The 16,370-nt window shown below is 61.6% G+C and carries 9 protein-coding genes; 7 read left to right on the top strand and 2 right to left on the bottom strand.

What is annotated here, in order from left to right:
* Positions 1 to 109: 109 nt before the first annotated feature.
* The 7 genes from FBY02_RS18515 to FBY02_RS18485 all read left to right on the top strand — a co-directional run bounded on the left by FBY02_RS18515 (position 110) and on the right by FBY02_RS18485 (position 15,288).
* On the top strand, positions 110 to 979 hold the full coding sequence (locus tag FBY02_RS18515; protein WP_144929683.1) for a GyrI-like domain-containing protein: 870 nt from the start codon (positions 110 to 112) through the stop codon (positions 977 to 979).
* A 479-nt stretch (positions 980 to 1,458) separates the two neighbouring features.
* Entirely contained in the window at positions 1,459 to 2,457 is a 999-nt protein-coding gene (locus tag FBY02_RS18510; RefSeq protein WP_178115375.1) for a VCBS domain-containing protein, read from the top strand.
* The gene (locus FBY02_RS18505) at positions 2,385 to 9,050 is read left to right on the top strand and encodes an Ig-like domain-containing protein (RefSeq protein ID WP_144929681.1); all 6,666 of its coding nucleotides are present in this window, start codon (positions 2,385 to 2,387) and stop codon (positions 9,048 to 9,050) included. The genes FBY02_RS18510 and FBY02_RS18505 overlap by 73 nt, the downstream gene beginning before the upstream one ends.
* A 34-nt stretch (positions 9,051 to 9,084) precedes the next feature.
* A complete protein-coding gene (locus FBY02_RS18500) occupies positions 9,085 to 10,986 on the top strand; it encodes a TolC family protein (RefSeq protein WP_256662535.1) in 1,902 nt (633 codons plus the stop codon).
* A complete protein-coding gene (locus FBY02_RS18495) occupies positions 10,983 to 11,744 on the top strand; it encodes an efflux RND transporter periplasmic adaptor subunit (protein ID WP_178111977.1) in 762 nt (253 codons plus the stop codon). The genes FBY02_RS18500 and FBY02_RS18495 overlap by 4 nt, the downstream gene beginning before the upstream one ends.
* The gene (locus FBY02_RS18490; protein WP_144929679.1) at positions 11,741 to 13,117 is read left to right on the top strand and encodes an efflux RND transporter periplasmic adaptor subunit; all 1,377 of its coding nucleotides are present in this window, start codon (positions 11,741 to 11,743) and stop codon (positions 13,115 to 13,117) included. Before FBY02_RS18495 ends, FBY02_RS18490 begins: the two co-directional genes overlap by 4 nt.
* Positions 13,114 to 15,288: an HlyD family efflux transporter periplasmic adaptor subunit gene (locus tag FBY02_RS18485; protein ID WP_178115374.1), complete on the top strand. Its 2,175-nt coding sequence runs from the start codon at positions 13,114 to 13,116 to the stop codon at positions 15,286 to 15,288. The genes FBY02_RS18490 and FBY02_RS18485 overlap by 4 nt, the downstream gene beginning before the upstream one ends.
* Positions 15,289 to 15,376: 88 nt before the next feature.
* On the opposite strand, the gene FBY02_RS18480 is transcribed toward FBY02_RS18485, so the two are convergent.
* Together FBY02_RS18480 and FBY02_RS18475 are read right to left on the bottom strand one after the other, a co-directional pair.
* Positions 15,377 to 16,012: a type II toxin-antitoxin system HigA family antitoxin gene (locus tag FBY02_RS18480; protein WP_144929677.1), complete on the bottom strand. Its 636-nt coding sequence runs from the start codon at positions 16,010 to 16,012 to the stop codon at positions 15,377 to 15,379.
* A complete protein-coding gene (locus FBY02_RS18475) occupies positions 16,009 to 16,341 on the bottom strand; it encodes a type II toxin-antitoxin system HigB family toxin (RefSeq protein ID WP_144929676.1) in 333 nt (110 codons plus the stop codon). Before FBY02_RS18475 ends, FBY02_RS18480 begins: the two co-directional genes overlap by 4 nt.
* Between the last annotated feature and the right edge of the window lie 29 nt (positions 16,342 to 16,370).

The raw sequence follows: 16,370 nt of genomic DNA, 5'->3' as shown, positions 1-16,370 counted from the left end.
CCGGGTTTGGCGCCCAATACGCTCGCGACCTTGAGCAAATGCGGCTAGGCGAACACCTATCGGCATAACCGATCCTGTTGCCCAACGTCCTTCCAGGAGCCTGTACCCGGTGCCAGCCAAATCGACCGATGCTGCCTATATAAAGCGATTCAACACCGTACTCGCCTACATCGACGCCAATCTCGAGGGCGACCTGTCAGTGAATACGCTGAGCCAAGTGGCGAACTTCTCGACGTTTCACTTTCATCGGCAGTTCACTGCATACATGGGGTTGCCTGTCGCACGGTATGTGCAATTGATGCGCCTGCGGCAGGCGGCCAATCGCCTGGCGTCGCGTGCGGACTATGCAGTGCTGGAGGCAGCCCTCGATGCCGGTTTCGAAAGCCCCGAGGCGTTCAGCAGAGCCTTCAGGCGAGCGTTCGGCGTGGCGCCGAGTACCTTCAGGCAGCGGCCGAGCTGGCAACTCTGGAATGCGGCGTTTGAAGTTCCCCACTTTTCCAGGAGCGTCATCATGCAACTACATATCGTGGACTTTGCCGAAGTCAGGGTCGCCGCACTCGAGCATCGCGGGCCGGCACAGCTTCTCGATGAAAGCGTGCGCCATTTCATCCAGTGGCGCATGCAGAGCGGACAATCGCCAGTGGCATCGAGTCGTACTTTCGGCATTCCCTTCAGTAACCCCGATACCACACCGCCGGAGGCGTTTCGCTTTGCCATTTGCGGTGAGATACACCAGGCAGTCACGCCGAACACCTTCGGTGTACGGGACGCCCTCATCGCCGGCGGTCGCTACGCCGTGGTACGACACGTGGGCTCGACAGATCTCATCAGCGAGAGCATCTACCCGATCTACCGCGACTGGCTGCCAAACAGCGCAGAAGAGCTTCGCGACCAACCGCTGTTCTTTCACTACTTGAGCGTATACCCAGAAACGCCAAAGGATCAGTGGGAGACGGACATCTATGTGCCGTTGCGGTAGGGATTGCCGAGCAGCGATGTCAAGCGAGAGCCGATAAATCGGTCACCCCCCCCCTTAACCGGCGCACCGCCCCGCTGGATTGCGAAGCAGTCCCGAACTCAGACATGCCTGATTACAGGGCCGCTTCGCGAGCCAACGGGGCTGCGCACAAAGGATTCAGCAAAACGGTGATCGATCGCTCAAAACGCCATTGATAGCTTCATGCAATCACGGTATAACCCTCATCGGGCTCGAGGTACTGGCGTTCTAATCGCCAGATGGTGCAGGGGATGGCACCGATTCAGCCCGGCTCCCCCATGGATAAAAAGAATGCTGTCGTGGCTCAAGGTTCTTGCTTGCGGCCCGACATAGCAGCGGCTCCGTTCGCGCCGCGTAAACCATAAAACCAAAAATCCAGGGACGAACCAATGAAAAGCATCCCATCCCGTACAGATGCGTCTTCCGTGTCACGTAACAGGCTGTTCGCCCTCGAACAGAGAATGCTTTTTGACGGCGCGGCAGCCGTCATCGCCGATACCGCGATCGTGCCACGCAGCGGTGCGGAGGATAGCCACTTGGCGATCAGCGGGGTCAGTGTCAGCGACGACACTGCCACTCAGCACATCACCCTGAATGCCAGTCACGGCACATTGAGCCTGGCCACCACCAACGGTCTCACCGGATTGACCGGCAATGGTGGTGCGACGGTCAGCTTCAGCGGCTCCCTGGCGGACATCAATGCGGCTTTGAACGGCATGTCGTTCACAGGCGACCAGAACTTCAATGGTGGCGCCTCGTTTACCCTGACCAGCGACGACGGCAGCAACATCACTAGCAAGACCATCAGCATCAACATAACCCCCGTCAACGATACGCCAGTGATCAGCGGCAGCGGCCCGGCACTGCAAGTCGACGAGGGTGGCACCGCGAACTTCTCGGCGGCCACCGACACCGCGGATGGCAAGGGGTTCGTCCAGAGCAACCTGGGCCTGAACGAGGTCGATAACGTGCAGCAACAGGTCATCGTCAAGCTCACGGCATTGGCCAGCGACGGTACCCTGCTGCTCAATGGCAAGGAGCTGGGGATCGGATCGAGTTTTTCCATCGACCAGATCGCCAACCTGAGCTATCGCCATAACGGCAACCAGGTTACGGACCCCGCCGGCCTCACGGATGCCTTTACCGTGACCATCGATGACGGTGCCGGTGGCGTGCTGCGCGATCAGATCGTGCAGATTCACATCAATCCGGTCGATCAGGCACCGACATCAAGCGGCACCATCACCATCATCGAAGGTGAGCAGAGCGTCAGCCTGACCGACAACGGCAACCTGGTCACACCGATCGGCACTCCGCGTGGCGCTATCCAGATCAACGACCCGGACCAGGCCCCCGGTGTGTCGATTACAGCTATACCCTGGACACCTTGCCCACCCATGGCACGCTCTTCTATGACGGCGTGGCGATTACCAACACCACGTTCGTCATCAGCGACCTGAGCAAGCTGACCTACAGTCACGACGGCAGCGAGCCCAGCACAACGGGCACGACTGACAGCTTCAACCTCAAGGTCACCGACGACGGCGGTGGCACCCTTGTTCCAAAGACATCGACGCTGACCGTCAACCTGACCATCCTGCCGAACAACGACGATCCGGTGCTCGATCACAGCATTACCCAGACCCTGGACCCGGGGGAAATGACACGCGTCGTCACCAGCGGCATGTTGCAGGTCTCCGATAGCGATTCCTTCACTTCCAGCCTGACCTATACGCTCACGGCGGTGCCCGACAAGAACGTCGGCTATTTCACCCTGAACGGTGGTTTGCTGGTGGTCGGGTCAAAATTCACCCAAGCCGATGTCAACGCCGGCAACGTCGTGTACCACGTCCGCGTCTATACCGGTTCGGCGCGCACCGACAGCATCAGCTTCACCGTCAAGGATGGTGGCGTTCGCCTGTATCCAAGCGCGCGGGATGGAGGCATCTACGACACCGACACCGCCAATAGTCCGCTGACGGTCAATACCTTCAGCGTCAACGTACCGCCCGAACCGGCCGGTTTGCCTGGCGCGATCCCAGCCGATCCGCCGTCCAATACCGCACCCGTCGTCGCCGGCGACAAGACCGCGACGCTGGATGAGGCGGCTACCTACATCCTCACCTCCGCCGATCTGAGCGCCAGCGACGATTTTACCGCGGCCGACGGGCTGACCTACCGGGTCCTTGTCACACCAGGCAGCGGCACACTGCTGGTCAATGGTGTCGCGATCGGCGCCTTCGGCACCTTCACTCAGGCGGACGTGGACAACGGCCTTGTCACGTTCCGGCACAGCGGTAATGAACATTTCGTCGACAGTTTCCAGTTCTCTGTCTCCGACGGCACGCTGACCACCGCGACCGAAAACTTCAGCCTCAACATCGTTCCGAAGAACGACACGCCTACCGCCGTCACTGATGACCGGGTCTTCACCGCCGAAGGCGGCACCGTCACCATCACCAATGGCAATATTGTGGTCGCGGACACCGACAGACAGGCCGATGCCAGCGGCGGCACCCAATACGCCACGACCAACGATGTGGTGTTGCAAGTCACCTCATTGCCGCAGTTCGGCGAGCTGACCCTGAACGGTGTCACTGTGACGTTGAACCAGACCGTCACCGCGGCGCAACTCGCCGCGGGAGATCTCAAATATGTCCATGACGGCAGCGAACATTTCACCGACAGTTTCACTGTCGTCCCGGTCGACGACCAAGGCGTGGCCATCGGAGCCGGCACCAATCAATCGAGCACAGGCGCGGCACTGGTCGTACCGGTCACCATTTCACCGGTCAACGACGCCCCCGCGCTGAGTTCCAAATCCCAACTGATCGCGGGCGAAGCCGGCGCCATCCATGAAGGTGAATCCGCCGTTATCGGCGGTGCCACCGGCTATGCCAACGCCGATGGCTCAGGGGCCGTGAACGGCCCGGTGGCGGGTGCGCATCTGCTCTATGGCGATGACGACAACTCGAGCCTGCAGCGCCAGTACCGCCTCACTGCAATTCCACAGAACGGCAATCTGATGCTCAATGGCGGCGTGCTAGGGCTTGGCTCGGTCTTTACCCAGGCCGACCTCGATGCCGGTCGCGTCACTTATCAGCACAACGGTAGCGAAACCAGTAACGACTCGTTCTCCTATATCGTCAGCGACGGCGATTTCAGCGCAAACGACAACGGCTCGTTTGCCCAAGGTACCGCCGCCACGGCCTCGACCTACAACATCGAGATCCTGCCAACCAACGACAAGCCCTCGGTGACCGCTCCGGGTAGCGCCATCAACCTCGACAGTACGACCGCCAGCAACAACCCAGTCGGTGGCTTCGTGGTGGCCGATACCGATGATCTGGGCGGCAGCTCCGACACACCTGATTCGGTACAGGTCATCGTGCGCCTGACCCAGACCGATGGCACGGCCTTTACGGCGGGCGACTATACCGGCGTCACGCTGTCGGTCGGTCTCGGCGGCGGCGCGACTCGCGATGCCGATAAAGACGGCAATGGCGACTATCTGGTATTGCGTGGGACCCGGGCCGAAGTCAATGCGGCATTGGCTACCCTGTCCGCCAGTGTCAATGATCCCAGCAACGAAGATCATCAGTACCGCATCCAGGTCATCGTCGATGACCGGTTGCGTGACGCCGGTGGCAACCTGACGACCGGTGCCAATGGTGGTACCGTGAACCAGGCGGCAGCCCCGGGCGGCAGCGGTCAGCCCATCTCTTCTGTAGAGTTCAATGGCTATACCGATACGGTCGCCAACACTGATCTGAACCTCGCCCAGGCCAGCGTGCTGATTCGCGTCTCGACCCTCAATGACGCGCCTGCCGTAACGATCCCGGCCAGCCAGCAGATCAACGAAGACCGGCAAACCCCCATCAGTGGCATTACGGTGCAAGACACCGAATCCACCGCACTTGGTGTCCCGGTCTCCGTCACGGTCAGCGTTCCAGCGGGCCAAGGGATACTGGGCATTGCCGGCACCGGCACGCAGACCTCCATCACCTTGGCCTCCGGTCGTACCGTCACCATCAGCGCCGATGACAGCGCCAGCCTGACGCTGGTCGGACGTGCCGACGATATTCAGACGCTGCTCAACGACCCAACCAACGGCTTGACCTATACCAGCGCGAGCAATGCCAACCATGACGCCAACGGCGTGGCGGCGGGCGACGTGACGCTCAGTGTACGGATTGACGAAGGCGCCGCCGCCATTGGTGGTGACACGGGCAGCGGCAGCGTTGCACCTGTGTCTCAGACCAGTGAACTCGCTATTACCCTGCAGGCCACCAACGATGCGCCGACCGTGGCGGCAGGCAGCGGCAACCTGGCCGTCGGCCAAGGGGGCGTAGCGGTGGCAGTGCCGGGCTTCTCGGTGGCCGATCCGGATTATGTCGATGGCGGCGGTATCACCGCGCCCGCGGGTGAAACGGCTTCACCGGAACAAGACTTCATCCAGGTCACGGTCCGCCTGACCGACGCCAGTGGCGTTCCATTGAGCCAGGCGACGTATGCCGACATCGTTATCGATTCAACCAGCTCACCGACCGAAGACCATACGACCTTCGAGATCGATGACACTCAATCCGGTGCGGGCAATGCCCTGGTCATTCGTGGCAGCCGGGACAATGTGAACGCCTACCTCGCGGGGCTGCAAGTCACGCTCAGTGGCAGCCTGGCCAACACCGACACCAGCTACAAGGTGCAGGTGATCGCCGACGATCGCGTCCGTGACGTGGCGACCGGCACGCTGGACCCTGACGGCCTGGCCAACGGCGGTCTGAATCCGTCGGGAGCCTCGGTCGTCGGCGCGCCCACCACCGCCATCGATCCCTATGCAGCACTGCCTGGCTCACTGGCGCTCAATGTGGCGAGCAACACGCGCAACCTGTTCGTCTCCAGCATCAACGACCCGACCGCCATCACCGCGGGGGACGTCACGGTCAAGGAAGGCTCGGCGACCCTGAACCTGACCGGCGCCGTGGGTGGGTTTTCGATCAGCGACCCGGATGCCAACGGCGCCAATACGTTCTCTGCGACCGTCCACGTCAGCCAAGGCGTCATTTCCGGCGTGGGCGGCAGCGGCGGTACCCTTGGCGGCCTGGGCAGCGATACGATCACGATCACCGGGGCCACCGAAGCTCAGGTCAATGCGCGCCTGCAAGCCTTGACCATCACTTATCCAACCGCCGCGGGCGCTCCGGCGGGCGCCGACTACACCGGCAATTTCACTGTGACGGTCACGGTCAACGACGGTGGAAGCATCGGCCAGCGTCCTGGTGTCTTGAGCGGCGATACCAATGATGCCAGCCAGAACCCGGGCGACTACGACTACGCGGATTCCAGCAGCGCCCAACTGATCACGACCCGTACGATCAATGTGACAGTGACCCCTGTCAACGACACGCCGGACACCTCGGGACTGAGCACCGTCCAGACCGCGACCAAAGGGGGCGGCCCTGTCCGCCTGGACAGCGATGGCATCGTGACGGTGCATGATCCCGAGCTGGACTTGAGCCCGGACAATTGGATGGGCGCAACCTTGACCATCGCCCGTCACGGCGCCAGCAACGCCAACGATGTCTTTGGTCTTTTCGACAGTGACATCAGCAACGATGCGGCAGGTGTCCAGACCAACGGCAGCGACCTGATCGTCGACGGCGTGACCGTCGGCACCCTCAGCAATGGCTCGGGCAGTCTGCTGATCACCTTCAATGGCAATGCCGACAGCGCGGTGATTGGCAGGGTCATGGGCGCCGTCACCTACAGCAACACCGATCCTTCGACGTCTTCCAGCGCCGATGTGCAAGTCGACTTCGTCCTGGATGACCAGAACCCGAACACCACCGACAGCGGCACTGCCGGCACTGGCCAGGACCAGGGCGCCGAAGGGCAGAAAACCGCGACCCAGTCGATCACCATCCACCTCAATACCGCACCGGTCGCCACGGACGATGGCCTGCAAACCGTCCAGCAGGGCAATCCGGCCAGTGGCAATGTACTGCCCAACGACACCGACCCGGAAGGCAATCCCCTCAGCGTCAGCGGATTCACCGTCGCCGGCGTCTCTGGCAGCTTCAACCCTGGCGACACCGCGACCATCGGCGGCATCGGTACGCTGACCATGAATGCCGACGGCAGCTATTTGTTTACCCCGACCTCGACCTATCACGGCGACGTGCCGGTGGTGACCTACAGCATCAGCGATGGCACAGGCGGCAGCGACAGCGCCGACCTGACCATCCGTGTCAACGCGCTCCCCGTTGCGGTGGATGACGGCCTGCAAACGGTCCAGCAAGGCCATCCGGCCAGCGGCAACGTACTGCCCAACGACACCGACCCGGACGGTAATGCCCTCAGTGTCAGCGGGTTCACCATCGTCGGGGTTTCCGGCAGTTTCAATCCCGGCGATACCGCGACCATCGCGGGCGTGGGCACCTTGACCCTCAACGCCGACGGCAGCTACCTGTTCACGCCCACCTCGACCTATCACGGCGACGTGCCGGTGCTGACCTACAGCATCAGCGATGGCGTGGGCGGCAGTGACAGCGCCGACCTGACCCTGCGCGTCAACGCGCCGCCCGTTGCGGTGGATGACGGCCTGCAAACGGTCCAGCAAGGTCATCCGGCCAGCGGCAACGTACTGCCCAATGACTCCGACCCGGAAGGCAACCCCCTCAGCGTCAGCGGATTCACCGTGGCCGGGGTTTCCGGCAGCTTCAACCCTGGCGACACCGCGACCATCAGCGGTGTCGGTACCCTGACCATGAATGCCGATGGCAGCTACCTGTTCACCCCGCTCGCCAGCTATTTCGGCAGCGTACCGACCGTGACCTACACCCTCAGCGACGGCGTCGGCGGCTCCGACAGCGCCGACCTGACAATCAGCGTCAATTCTACGCCGGCCGCCACTGACGACGGCGTCTTGCTCACGGACCGCGACACACCGATCCAGTCCATCAACGTGCTGGGCAACGACAGCAGTCCGAATGGTGACCCGCTGACCGTCACCCACGCCGAAAGCGCGGACGGCAGCGTCTCGATCAACCCTGACGGCACCCTGAATTTCACGCCGACAGCGGGAGTCACCGGTGATGTAACCATTACCTACGTGATCGCCGACAACCACGGCGGCAGCGACACCGCCCAGGTGCGCATTCACATCAACGAGCCTCCCGTGGCGATCGACGATGGTGTGCGGACCGGGCTTCAAGGTGATCCCGTCAACGGCAACGTACTCGGCAACGACAGCGATCCGGAGCACGACGCGATTCACGTGGTCGACTTCAGCATCAATGGGGTAGCCGGCACCCATGCGACAGGCAGCAGCGTGCTGATTGCCGGCGTGGGGACGTTCACGCTGGCGCTCGACGGCACCTACCAGTTCGTGCCGGACAACAACTTCACTGGCACGGTACCGACGATCACCTACCGGATAACCGATGATCATGGCGGCTTCTCCAGCGCGCAATTGCGGTTACGCATCGATTCCTCGGTGCTGCCACCGCCGCCGGCCTCCGAGGTGACAGCAGATCAATCCCAACGACCGGGAGACGTCGAGCGTCACGTTTATCCGGACTGGCATCTGGATCTGTTGAGCGTCCAGCGTTCGATGGTACCCGGGCTGTTCGTCACCCTTCCGGTGATTGACTCCCAGGCTCAGGTCAGCGACCGACTCGATCCGCTCCTGTCCAGCTATAACACGGCGGTCGGCGGGCAAATACAATCGGAGTCGATTGGTCTGGGGCTCGGTTTCGTCCCTGACCTGCATGTCACTCAGGCCGTCCAGGCATCACAAAGAACCGTCGACTACCAGGAGCCATCGCTCAGGTTCAAGGACAGCGAGTACTTCACCGGTGGCGACAGTCTGTTCGATGACTTCAGCGCATGGGCACCGCGTGTCGACGAAGCTTCCGCGACAGGCATTCAGCCTGCCTCCGGGCCCCAGGCTGCGGTGTCGTTCAGTGATCAGGTGAACCAGGCCGCGATGCAGCGCCAACCCCATCTATTCAATGAAAACAACCGCCCGCCCGCGCCACAACGCAAAGGCTGAACCACTTTTCTGTTCTAATAAAAACGGTACCCACATGCGCTTGATGGAAAAAAATCGTTCAGTGTTGGTCCCCGGATTGTTCCTGACCGCCCTGTTCATGGGCCTGGCAGGTTGCTCCGTTGCCCCGCAGCCGTTGAAAGATGATGAAGTTCACCAGCGCGTGGCCGGTGACCAGCTCCAGCTTTATGCGGACCAGGAACCGATCAAAGGGCCGCTGACCTTCGCCGATGCCCTGGCGCGTTCGCTCAAATACAACCTCGACTATCGCCTGAAGCTGATGGAGTCGGCGCTCGCCGCCGGCCTGCATGACGTTTCCCGCTACGACATGTTGCCCAAGATGCTGGTCTCGGCCGGCTATGCCTCGCGCAACAACGAATCAGGCGGTACCAGCGTAGGTATCGAGACCCACACCGTTTCGTTGATCCCCTCCTCCTCCGTCGAGCGCGACCGCACCCTGGCCAGCGCCGAGTTTTCCTGGAACCTGCTGGACTTTGGCGTCAGCTATTACCGGGCCAAGCAAAGTGCCGACCAGTATCTGATTGCCGAAGAACGCCGGCGACGGGTCATGCAGACCGTCCTGCAAGACCTGCGCACGTCCTATTGGCGTGCCCTGGGAGCCCAGCGCCTCGAAAGCCAGGCCGACGATCTGCTCAAACGTGTACGCGTCGCCCTGGGCAGGTCCCGCGAAGCCGAAGTACAGGGGCTGCTGCCTCCAGCACAGGCCTTGGCTTACCAAAGTGCCCTGCTGGACGCGACCACCTTGCTCAACGCCCGCCGGCAGGATCTGGAGTTTGCCAAGCGCGAGCTGGCGGCGCTGATGAGCATTCCACCGGGTACTCAGTTCACCTTGGCCGAAGAAAGCGAACCGTCGTTGCCAGGCGTTCCCGCAGATATTGCCAAGCTTGAAGAAATCGCCTTGCAGGCACGTCCCGAGTTACGCGAAGAGGATTACCGCAAGCGCATTTCAGCCGACGAAGCGCGCCGCCAGTTGCTGGCCCTGCTGCCAAGCCTGGGCATCAACATCAACAGCCAGTACGACTCCAACAAATACCTCTATAACAACAGTTGGGTCGACAGTGGCGTGCAGCTCAGCGCCAATCTGTTCAAGCTGGCCGCCATTCCGGCCACGCAAAAAGCCAGCGACTCCCAGGAAAAGACCGACAACGCTCGCCGTCTGGCATTGTCGATGGCAGTGTTGACCCAGGTACGCATTTCGGTCGAACGCTACAAACTGGCCCTGGTCGATTACGATCTGGCCGACCAGTCGAGCCAGGTCGATCAGCGCATGGCAAAATTCGCCCGGGCCTCACTGACCTCACGCACCGACTCCGAACTGGAGGTGATCCGCACCGAGACCCGCGCCCTGCTCGCTCAGTTCCAGCGCTACTCCGCCTATGCCACGGCACAGACCGCTTTTGGACGCATCTACAACTCCCTGGGCCTGGACGTACTGCCCGAAAACGTCAACGACTCCAGCAATCTGCAAGAGCTCTCCCAGCAACTGGAGAAAAGCCTCGGCAACTCGGAACGACAGGCATTCACCACAGCGGTCGGTGAGCGCCCCTCGCAGCAACCCATAGCGGTTCGTATCGAGTACCAGGGCGATGCCCAGGCGGCCAATGCAATGCTCAACGTAGCGCGCAAGGCGCTGGAGCGTAACCTGTTCGTCCTTGCCGAAAACGACCCACGGGTGCCTACGCTGGTCATGCGGCTACAGGTGTCCGACGTCCAGGATGGCATTCGTCGCGGTCAGTGGAGCGTCAGCCTGCTCCGTGCGGGCGGCAGCGTGGCGGGCACCAGTCATTATCAGAGCACGTTGCGGGCCCAGCCGGATAAAGACTCATTGAACGCCTTCTGCGAAGCCGCCACGGTGGCTGAATTGCCGAACCTGCGCGAATGGTTGAAATCGGCCTCGGTACAGGTCGCTTCCAAATGAGTCTTCCCATGCGTTGTCGTCCATTGCTCATGCTGACTGGCCCGCTGCTTGGCCTGGCCCTGGCGGGTCAATCGGCCTGGGCACAGAATGAAACCGACGCCGGGGTGCGTGTGCTGCTGGTGGCCGATCAGGAAACCACGTTGGCCAGCCAGTTGGTGGGGCGCGTGCGTGCGGTCAATGCGTCGCTGGGCTCGTCGTTCCGCAAGGGCGACGTACTGGTCAGCTTTGACTGCGACGAACAGACCGCCCGCCTGAAAATGGCCCAGGCCGACCTGAGTTCCGCGCGCGAGGCCCACGACGCCAAACTGCGTCTGCAAGGCCTGCAATCGGCCGGCGAAGTGGAAGTGTCGCTGGCCGCCAGCGCGGCGGAAAAAGCCGCCGCCCAGGTCGCTCAGTACCGCGCCCAGCAACAGCAGTGCACGGTCCTTGCGCCGTTCGATGGGCGTGTAGTCAAGGTCCAGGTCAAAGCCTTCCAGGGTGTCAACCTGGGCCAGCCATTGCTCGACATCATCAGCAACGGCCCGCTGAAAATGCGCGTCAACGTGCCCTCCAGATGGCTGGCCTGGCTCCAGCCCGACCAGACCTTCCAGGTTGACCTGGGTGAAACCGGCAAACGCTACCCGGCCAAGGTCAAAGCCATCAACGCCCAAGTCGATGCCGTCAGCCAGACCATCGAGCTTGAGGGCGTGATCGAAGGCCAACCCAAGGATCTGCTGGCAGGCATGAGTGGTACTGCGCTGTTCGAAGCCACGCCATGAATGCCCAGGCCCATCCAGTGAACCCGGTCGCGGCGCTGCTGCATCTGGAGCAGCGTGCCCAAGAAGCGCGCAGCACCGAACAGCTGGGTTTTGTGATCGTCAACGAAACCTGGCAGCTTCTGCAGTATCGCCAGGGGTATTTCTTCGTCAGTGATGTGTTGGGCAAACCCGCCCTGAGCAATGTCTCAAGCCTGGCGACGCTCGCGGAGGAGTCACCGTTTACCGTTTGGCTCAAGGGTCTGGCTCATCATCTCTGGTCAGCGCCCATGGCGGCGGACGACCCGGCAGTGGCTTCTGTACCAAGCCTTTGGCAAGCACAGTCGCTCCCCGACAGCTTCGCCGAGGGCTGGGCCGAGTGGATGCCGGCGCACCTGCTGTGTATCCAACTGCCCGGTCGCGACCATTCACGCCGGGGCATGTTGCTGCTGGCCTGTGACACCGAGCCGGACGAGCACACCCAGGCTCTGCTCGCCCGATTGAGCCAGACCTATGCCTATTGCCTCGCCGCGCTGACCAACAAACGCCCCACGCTTGGCGCTCGCTGGCAAGTCTGGCGGCGGCGTCCGTTGCGGATGGCCGGATTGGCTTGTGCCGTCGCCCTGGCGTTTCTGTTCCCGGTCCGCCTGAGTGCCTTGGCCCCAGCCGAAATCGAAGCGCACAACGCCATGGCAATCGCCGCCCCCCAGGACGGGGTGGTGCATGAGTTCCTGGTGCAACCCAACCAGCTGGTACAAAAAGACCAGCCGCTGTTCAGCCTCGATGACACCACCCTGCGCAATCGCCGGGCCGTGGCCTTGCAGGCACTGCAAGTCGCCCGCTCCGAAGCCCTGCTCGCCGCCCAGAAGGCGTTCGACAATGCCCAGAGCAAAGGCGAACTGGCCGCGCTCAACGGGCAGGTGCAGGAAAAGCAGGCCGAGGTCGCCTGGCTCGACGAAATGCTCGAACGCAACGTGGTCAGGGCCCCCCGCGAGGGCATCGCGATCTTCGGCGACAGTAACGACTGGATTGGCAAGCCAGTGGTCACTGGCGAACGGATCATCCAACTGGCCGACCCGCAAGATGCCGGCGTGTTGGTCTGGCTGCCGGTGGCCAATGCCATCAATCTCGATACTGGCTCGCAGATTCGCCTGTTCCTGCATGTGCCCCCCCTGTCGCCCCTGACCGCCCACCTGATCCAGACCAGCTATCAGGCCACCCTGTCGCCGGACAATGTCCCTTCCTACCGGATTCGCGGGCAGTTCCAGGGCGATGTCAGCCAGTTGGCACGCATCGGTCTCAAAGGCACCGCCAAGCTGTATGGCGAACCGGTACCGTTGATCTATTACGTTTTGCGACGCCCTTTGGCCGCCTTGCGTGAATGGAGCGGCCTGTGAGTGAACTGGATCTTGCGGCCGTGCCTTCAAGCCCCTGCACCGGCTTGACAACCCAGGACTCGGACATCGAGCTACCGGAAAAGCTGCCAGCGATACGCGAGGATCTGCGTCTGATTCCGGGCGCGACGCAGCGCGATGGATCGCCGGCCTGGATGATCCAGGATCCGGTCGGCAACCGCTTTTTCAACATCGGCTGGCTCGAATTCGAGATGCTGTCACGTTGGCCCCTGGGCAGCCCGACCCGCTTGCTCGATACATTGGCGGCAGAAACGCCGCTGCGAGTCAGCCGTGGGGAGCTGGCGGCCCTGTTGTTGTTTCTGAGTCGCCACCAGTTGTTGCATATCACCGATGTCAATGGCACCCACAGCCTGGAGGAAATGGCCAGGCAGCGCGGACACACTGGCTGGCGATGGCTGCTTCACAACTATTTGTTCATGCGGGTGCCGCTCTGGCGCCCGCAACGCCTGCTGCAGAAAACCCTGCCGTGGGTCGCGCCCCTGTTCAGCCGAGCTTTGCTGACAGGTGTTGCCGTCGCCATTCTGTTCGGCCTGTTTTTCGTTGAACAACAATGGGACGAGTTCGTTGCCAGCTTCAAGCAAAGCCTCTCGCCGCAAGGGATGGTCGGCTACCTGATAGCACTGGCCGTGACCAAATGCCTTCATGAACTGGGACATGCCTACACGGCTACCCGTTATGGTGTGCGTGTCGCACATATGGGTGTGGCGTTCCTGGTGCTGTGGCCGGTGCTCTACACGGACACCAGCGAGTCGTGGAAACTGGCCGACCGGCGCCAACGCTTCCATATCGCCGGCGCTGGCATCCTCGTGGAACTGATGATCGCGGGAATCGCCACGCTGGGTTGGGGGCTATGCGAGAACCCGATGCTCAAAAGTGCGTTGTTCTTTCTGGCAACCACCAGTTGGATGATCTCGCTGGCACTCAACGCCAGCCCGTTCATGCGTTTTGATGGTTACTTCCTGCTGTCCGACTGGCTCGACCTGCCGAACCTGCACGAACGTTCGGGGGCATTGGCGCAAGCCTGGATGCGTCGCCGATTGTTGGCCTGGAACGAGCCAGACCCCGAAGTCGTGGCGCCGCGTCTGCGTCGTTTTCTCATCGCGTTTGCCCTGATTACCCGAATCTATCGCCTGGTGGTGTTTCTCGGGATCGCCGTCGCCGTGTACTACCTGTTTTTCAAGGCGTTGGGCATCTTCCTGTTTCTGGTTGAAATCTCCTGGTTCGTCATCATGCCTATCCAACGTGAACTCAAGGTCTGGTGGCGCCGTCGCAAGGAAATCCCTGCCCGCCGTGGTCGCGTGCTGTTGCTCGCGCCATGTTTGCTGGGGCTGGTGGTTGTCCTGCCGCTCAATACCCATGTGCAAGCACCGGCCTGGTTGCATGCGGAGGTTCAATACACGCTCTATAGCCCGCTGCCTGCCAGGTTGATGGAAATGTCCGCAGCAGGACAAAGAGTCGAAGCCGATTCGGTCCTGGCCGTTCTCGACTCTCCTCAGATACGCGATAAAGCCGAACGGTCGTACAAGGCCGCCCTGGCGCTGCGTGCGCAACTGGACGGCCTTGCCGGGGCGGTGGATGGTGCGCAAAAGTACGCCTCGATTGCCAGCCAACTCAGCCGACAGCAAGCCGAGTCGGCGGCGCAATCAGCCGAACTGCAACGCCTGTCTTTACGCGCCCCGATGGCGGGGGTACTCACGGACATCGATCCCTCGATACAGCCTGGTGTCTGGGTCAAGCCGAATCAACCACTGGGGGTACTGGTCAATCCCGCCAGCTGGACGGTTGAAGCTTTCGTCCGGCAACAGGACCTTTCACGCCTGAGCATCGGCGCCCGTGCACGCTTCTATGCCGAAGGCGACGCAGGCACAGCGCTTGGAGGACAGGTTGTCAGCATTGACGATTCGCGCACCCAGAACGTTCCTCATCTGATGTTGAGTACCGCCTATGGCGGACCGATTCCTGTCTCTGGCAAACCGGACAGCAGCTTGCAGGTACGTGACGCGCTGTACCGGGTCAGGATCAGCCTGGACACTCCGCCCGCTCAAACGATGATGCGTCTGGGAAAAGTCTCGATCGAGGGCGCCCACGTAAGTCCGGTTGCCGGATTGCTTACCGATGCGCTGTCCATTCTGATTCGGGAAAGCGGTTTTTGACCTGCGGTATTGCACGCGCTGCCATTGCAATCAGCTCCCGCAGATGACTGGGTGATCGCCACAGCATCCGGGCTCTGAACAGACTGCCCTACTCTTTGGCGGGATCCCTGGCTGTCGGTTTACGCTTTTTGGAAGCAGCCACCTTGTATTCACCGGTACCGGCCTCTGTTGCCAGGTGTGCGACCAGCGGCTCGTTGCGAGCGCTGTATTTAGCCGGCTTCCTGGACGTAGGGCGAGCGGTTTCAATAGGGGTCGGCTTGGCCGGGGCTGCCGACAGGAAAGCACCCGGCTCCATCGCAAACCGCTGTGCCAACGCATACGCCATCTTGTGACTGATGGGCCGATCCCCACTCAACACCTTGGAAACCGCCGTCTTGTCGCCAATTTCGGGAAGGTCCGAACCCGTGAGCCCGAGCGTCTCCATGAGGTCCCGGATCAACTGCACCGGGGTGCATGTCGCTTCAAAAGCGGCGGTGGATTCGCGAAACTGGTCGGAGTCGCGCTGGTAGGCCAGTATTTCGTCTTCGAGCTCGACGAGGATTTTCTCCTCGACCTTGCTCAGCTCACGCCCGTCGGTGAGTTCGTCAAGCAGATCGGTCGCACGCTCATAGTCGGCGGGCGTCCTGATGCCATGCACGAACTCGCCGCGCAGACGCTCCAGCACCGCGTGTAGCTCGCCAAGCGTTGCGATCACGGTCTGAAAGTCATTCCTGACTGCGCTCATCGTTTTACTCCTTTGTTTCTTGCATGCCAGACGTTGGCAACGTCGTAATCGGCATGTGTGCAGACGTGTTTGACGTAGAATTTCTGTCGGATGTAGTGGACGCCCCCTATCACCCTGAGATTGTTGCCACCTACATCAATCACGACCCAATTCGCTGCGGCCCTCGGTTTGAACAGGTCGATACCGTGGGTACCGAACAGTTTTTGCAGGTCCGCGAACGCTGTCGGACGGGCCATCTTCAACAGGCGCCGGCAGCGATCGAGCCCGGCCTTGTCGTTCGGGTACAAAATGGCGGCGGCGTCAAAACGCGATGGCTTGAGTATATCCATAGGCTTCCCTGTCCTTGAGTCGGATGCTA

The sequence above is a fragment of the Pseudomonas sp. SJZ078 genome (assembly GCF_007828255.1).
Lineage (GTDB): Bacteria > Pseudomonadota > Gammaproteobacteria > Pseudomonadales > Pseudomonadaceae > Aquipseudomonas.
Note: the sequence above shows the minus strand (reverse complement) of the source record. Positions and strands in the feature narration are given on the sequence as shown.

Coding starts and splice junctions, on each gene's coding strand:
- FBY02_RS18510 (WP_178115375.1), top strand. CDS start 1,459: ATGCTTTTTGACGGCGCGGCAGCCGTCATCGCCGATACCGCGATCGTG.
- FBY02_RS18500 (WP_256662535.1), top strand. CDS start 9,085: ATGCGCTTGATGGAAAAAAATCGTTCAGTGTTGGTCCCCGGATTGTTC.
- FBY02_RS18495 (WP_178111977.1), top strand. CDS start 10,983: ATGAGTCTTCCCATGCGTTGTCGTCCATTGCTCATGCTGACTGGCCCG.
- FBY02_RS18475 (WP_144929676.1), bottom strand. CDS start 16,341: ATGGATATACTCAAGCCATCGCGTTTTGACGCCGCCGCCATTTTGTAC.
- FBY02_RS18490 (WP_144929679.1), top strand. CDS start 11,741: ATGAATGCCCAGGCCCATCCAGTGAACCCGGTCGCGGCGCTGCTGCAT.
- FBY02_RS18480 (WP_144929677.1), bottom strand. CDS start 16,012: ATGAGCGCAGTCAGGAATGACTTTCAGACCGTGATCGCAACGCTTGGC.